A 3,481-nucleotide genomic window follows, 5' to 3' on the forward strand; every position below is an offset into this window, starting at 1 on the left:
TCTTTAGATTTTATTTGACTCATATTCCATCTTCCTTTCTTCTCTATGTAAGAGATACTATAAAAGACGGAACTCGCTGATTATTAGACTAAATTCAGTTTTTATTCTCTGTATTTGCTAAACAATCACGCACATTTATATGGCTGTCAGACTTTTTATTGGCTCTAAAATGGTGTTAGTTGCTTTATTTTGCGTAATTTTGCAGTAAATTAAGTATCTCTTACATAGAGAGCAATCATTTTGCTAAACATCTTCGCTTTCTACAAATCCTTTAATATCTGAGCATTTGCTCTATCGACTACGGCATTATCCAATGATGCCAGATAGATTTGCGTAGTCATTTCCGAGTCGTGTCCCATTCCTTCGCTAATGACAGATATTGGAATGTTCTTACTTTTGGCAATGCTTGCCCAAGAATGACGGGCAACATATAGAGTTAAAGGAATGGATAGCCCAACCATCTTTGCAATCTCTTTCAACGACTTATTGGTACGATAAAGCACATTCTTGTATTGGTTGCGGTTATCGTATGGATATTTGAGAATAGGTAGCAAATAGGAGCTGTAGTAATCAGCATCGTACTTCTCTACAATCTCCTGCATACACTTTTCCCAACGAATAAAGAGTTGTTGCCCTGTTTTGCGTCTGCGGTACGATAGTATGCCATTCGATAGATCTTTCTTCTTGAGATACGCCATATCAATAAATGACATACCACGAGTATAAAACGAGAAGAGAAACATATCCTTTGCAAAGTCCAATGATGGTTGCAATGACAAATCAAGATTTTTAATCTGCTTGATTACCTTTAATGAAATGGCTCGCTTTATGGTCTTATCTATGCCTGTATAGACGTGTTTGAACGGGTTTCGATTGGTGGTCAAATCCTTTTCAACTGCACGATTATAGACAGCTCGAAGTATTCGCATATAGAACGAGGTACTATTCTTTGTCAGTCCTTTGTTACGCAAATAGGCCTCATACATCAACATTAAATCCGAATCAATATCTTCCAATAGCACATCTTTATCCTCTCTAAACTGCATAAAACTTTTGAGCGTACAACGATAGGTTTCTGATGTGCGTTGCTTACCCATCTGCTGTAGCTGGGCTATAACACTCTGCATAAAGTTGAACAACGATTGCTCATTGGCTTGCTTCTGAAAGGTTGAGATAATATCATCGGCAGTGTATTTTACTCGCTTATTCTCTAATTGGTTGATGATACTATGTAGGCGTTTAATATCCCAATCGATGCGTTCTTCAATGGATTGTAGATAGTTCTGTCGGCTGTCATTGGTGGCGATTATTACATAGTTATCTTTATCCCATTCATGCATAAAGAGTCGGTAATCCGTCTTTAGTTGACGGATTACACGATTCTGAATGATTTGATAATAGATTGTTCCCTCCCTGTTTTCATTTATCGAGGGTCGAAACTTTACCTTGATACTTGCCATAGGCTCACGGTTTTGATTTCTTGTTTGGATTATCCTTTGGCTGTTGCTTGTCCTTAATGGATTTGGCTTTGCTTTCTTGCTCCTTTGCTGCTTGCTCTTTTAGACGTGCTTGCTCAGCGAGAGCTGCTTGTTTGCGGACAGCCTCTTCGTAGTTCTCCACATCCTCACGCATCTGCTCAATTGCTTCGGTGTTGCGGTTGAGTTCAAAGATGTCCTCCAATGTCGCTATCTGTTCAGCGGAAGCATCGCCTTTCATCTTGATGTAGCGGTATTTGAGGGCATCATCATCTCTCTGAATGTCCGGTCTTGACAAGTGATATACTGCTGATACTCCTGCTGCCATAAGGAAGACAATTATTGATAAGAGAATCCAAGATTCCTTTGTATAAAGGGCAAACGAGTGTCGTTTCTCGTCAATATTGTGCTTTACCTTTATTTCATCCATCTTGTCAATAGCCTCTGCAATCTGTTGTTTTACACCCTCAAAGTCGGGTTGTTCTTGCTCACTTATGTTATCCATTCGCTTGTTTATTTTGCCAAATTCATTGACAACAAAACCTGCGAGTTTATTGGTCTTAGCATCATAATACTCCTTGTTTTCCCGATTGCCATTCTCGATTAGCTCCTTAATCGGAGTCAAATCTACATTGGCATTTACAGTTTGTTCTGTTCGTTGGCTTTTGCTTATGGTCAGCAACTCTTCCAACATTGCGATAATGATTGAATTATTTTCCTGCATATTATTCTGTTTTAGTGGTTAATGATTAGAGTTTGAATCCTCTTGTTCTCTTTTTCTTCGGCTTCTGCTGCATTAAGCGGCGAAAATCTGCCTCTTCCTGGCTATCCATATCGGGCGAAGATGTGAAGTCCAACAAGCCTAATGAACCGCTGATAAACTCAGATCCTTTGTTATCGAAATGGCTTATCTGCATATGATGCGGTTCATATTGTCGCTGATATTCCGATTGATTGTTACCATTCAGAGCCTTGTCAATCTTTGAATAACTGAAACTGCGGTCTATCTTCGAGCCGTTGAAGTGGTAGCCATTCTTGGTAAAGACTATGCCTTGTACCTCATTGGTGTTGCCCTTATACTTGAAGCGAACATCTATTCCTTCGGCTTTCAAGCGCTTCAGCAGTGTAGTCCAATCCGAGCATCGTGCAACCTCCCGTTTGAGAACTTGGTATATCTCGTAACGGGTTTTGTCAGGCTCTTTAAGTCGGTGCGTTTTTACCTGTTCTTTGCCATTTGCGTAGTATAGCCCGTATTTGCGTGTCAGCTCCTTGCAGATGCGTTCACTGCGGTAACGGTCGTTCTTGTCGCTGATGGTTTTGCTGTTATTATCTACTCGATTAAAGGCAATATGAATGTGCGGATGCTCCTTGTCATAGTGCCGTCCGATGATATATTGCGTATCACGAATACCCATTTTCTCCATATATTCCCTGCTTATCTGTATCATAAGTTCGTCTGTTAAGCGTGGTAAATCCTGCTTTGAGAAGCTGAGTGAGATATGTCCGATAAACTTATCCACTCGTGGATTAAGCCTCGATTGAGCAATAAAACTTTTGGCTATCGTGCTGTTATCATTGAACAGTACCCCTTGACAATCTATAAGCGTGGCTTGTTTCTTCTTGTCGAGGATATAATCAACAATTCCTCTGGCTCCAGAGCCTTTTACAATCTTTGCCATCATAGGCTGATATGGTCTATAATGTTTTCCAATGAAAGCAGCAGGTGTTGGCATTGCCCGTAGTGCAGCCTTACGCCTTCGCGATGAGCCTTGCGAGTGAGCTGATTGAGATTGTTTGCCATACCGCATAACTTGCGGATATAGTCCGCTTGTTCGGTGGTAAGGCGTGCCTTGATATGGCAATCACGGATAGCCATTCTTACAATCTCACTTGCCGATACTCCGGCGTTCTTGGCTTTCAGTTTCATAGCGTAGTACTCTTCGGTCGCCATCTTTACCGTTATGCGGTACTTACGTTTTTCGGCCAACTTCTTCGTGGGTCGTCCT

General features: G+C 41.0%; 4 protein-coding genes. All 4 read right to left on the reverse strand.

Annotated features, from left to right (window positions below; genetic code table 11):
• Window positions 1-260: 260 nt before the first annotated feature.
• On the reverse strand, window positions 261-1,460 hold the full coding sequence (locus BXY_RS02860) for a site-specific integrase (protein WP_015531176.1): 1,200 nt from the start codon (window positions 1,458-1,460) through the stop codon (window positions 261-263).
• Window positions 1,461-1,464: 4 nt separating this feature from the next.
• A complete protein-coding gene (locus tag BXY_RS23440; RefSeq protein WP_015531177.1) occupies window positions 1,465-2,199 on the reverse strand; it encodes a hypothetical protein in 735 nt (244 codons plus the stop codon).
• A gap of 25 nt (window positions 2,200-2,224) precedes the next feature.
• Window positions 2,225-3,157: a relaxase/mobilization nuclease domain-containing protein gene (locus BXY_RS02870; protein ID WP_015531178.1), complete on the reverse strand. Its 933-nt coding sequence runs from the start codon at window positions 3,155-3,157 to the stop codon at window positions 2,225-2,227.
• Window positions 3,154-3,481 (reverse strand): plasmid mobilization protein (locus BXY_RS02875; RefSeq protein ID WP_208946742.1); only part of this gene is annotated, 328 nt, incomplete at its 5' end. The genes BXY_RS02875 and BXY_RS02870, both read right to left, overlap by 4 nt.

The organism is Bacteroides xylanisolvens XB1A (assembly GCF_000210075.1).
Taxonomy (GTDB): domain Bacteria; phylum Bacteroidota; class Bacteroidia; order Bacteroidales; family Bacteroidaceae; genus Bacteroides; species Bacteroides xylanisolvens.

What these genes read in the sequence shown, in the direction of transcription:
- BXY_RS02870 (WP_015531178.1), bottom strand. Translation starts at nt 3,157, where the DNA reads ATGATGGCAAAGATTGTAAAAGGCTCTGGAGCCAGAGGAATTGTTGAT.
- BXY_RS02860 (WP_015531176.1), bottom strand. Translation starts at nt 1,460, where the DNA reads ATGGCAAGTATCAAGGTAAAGTTTCGACCCTCGATAAATGAAAACAGG.
- BXY_RS23440 (WP_015531177.1), bottom strand. Translation starts at nt 2,199, where the DNA reads ATGCAGGAAAATAATTCAATCATTATCGCAATGTTGGAAGAGTTGCTG.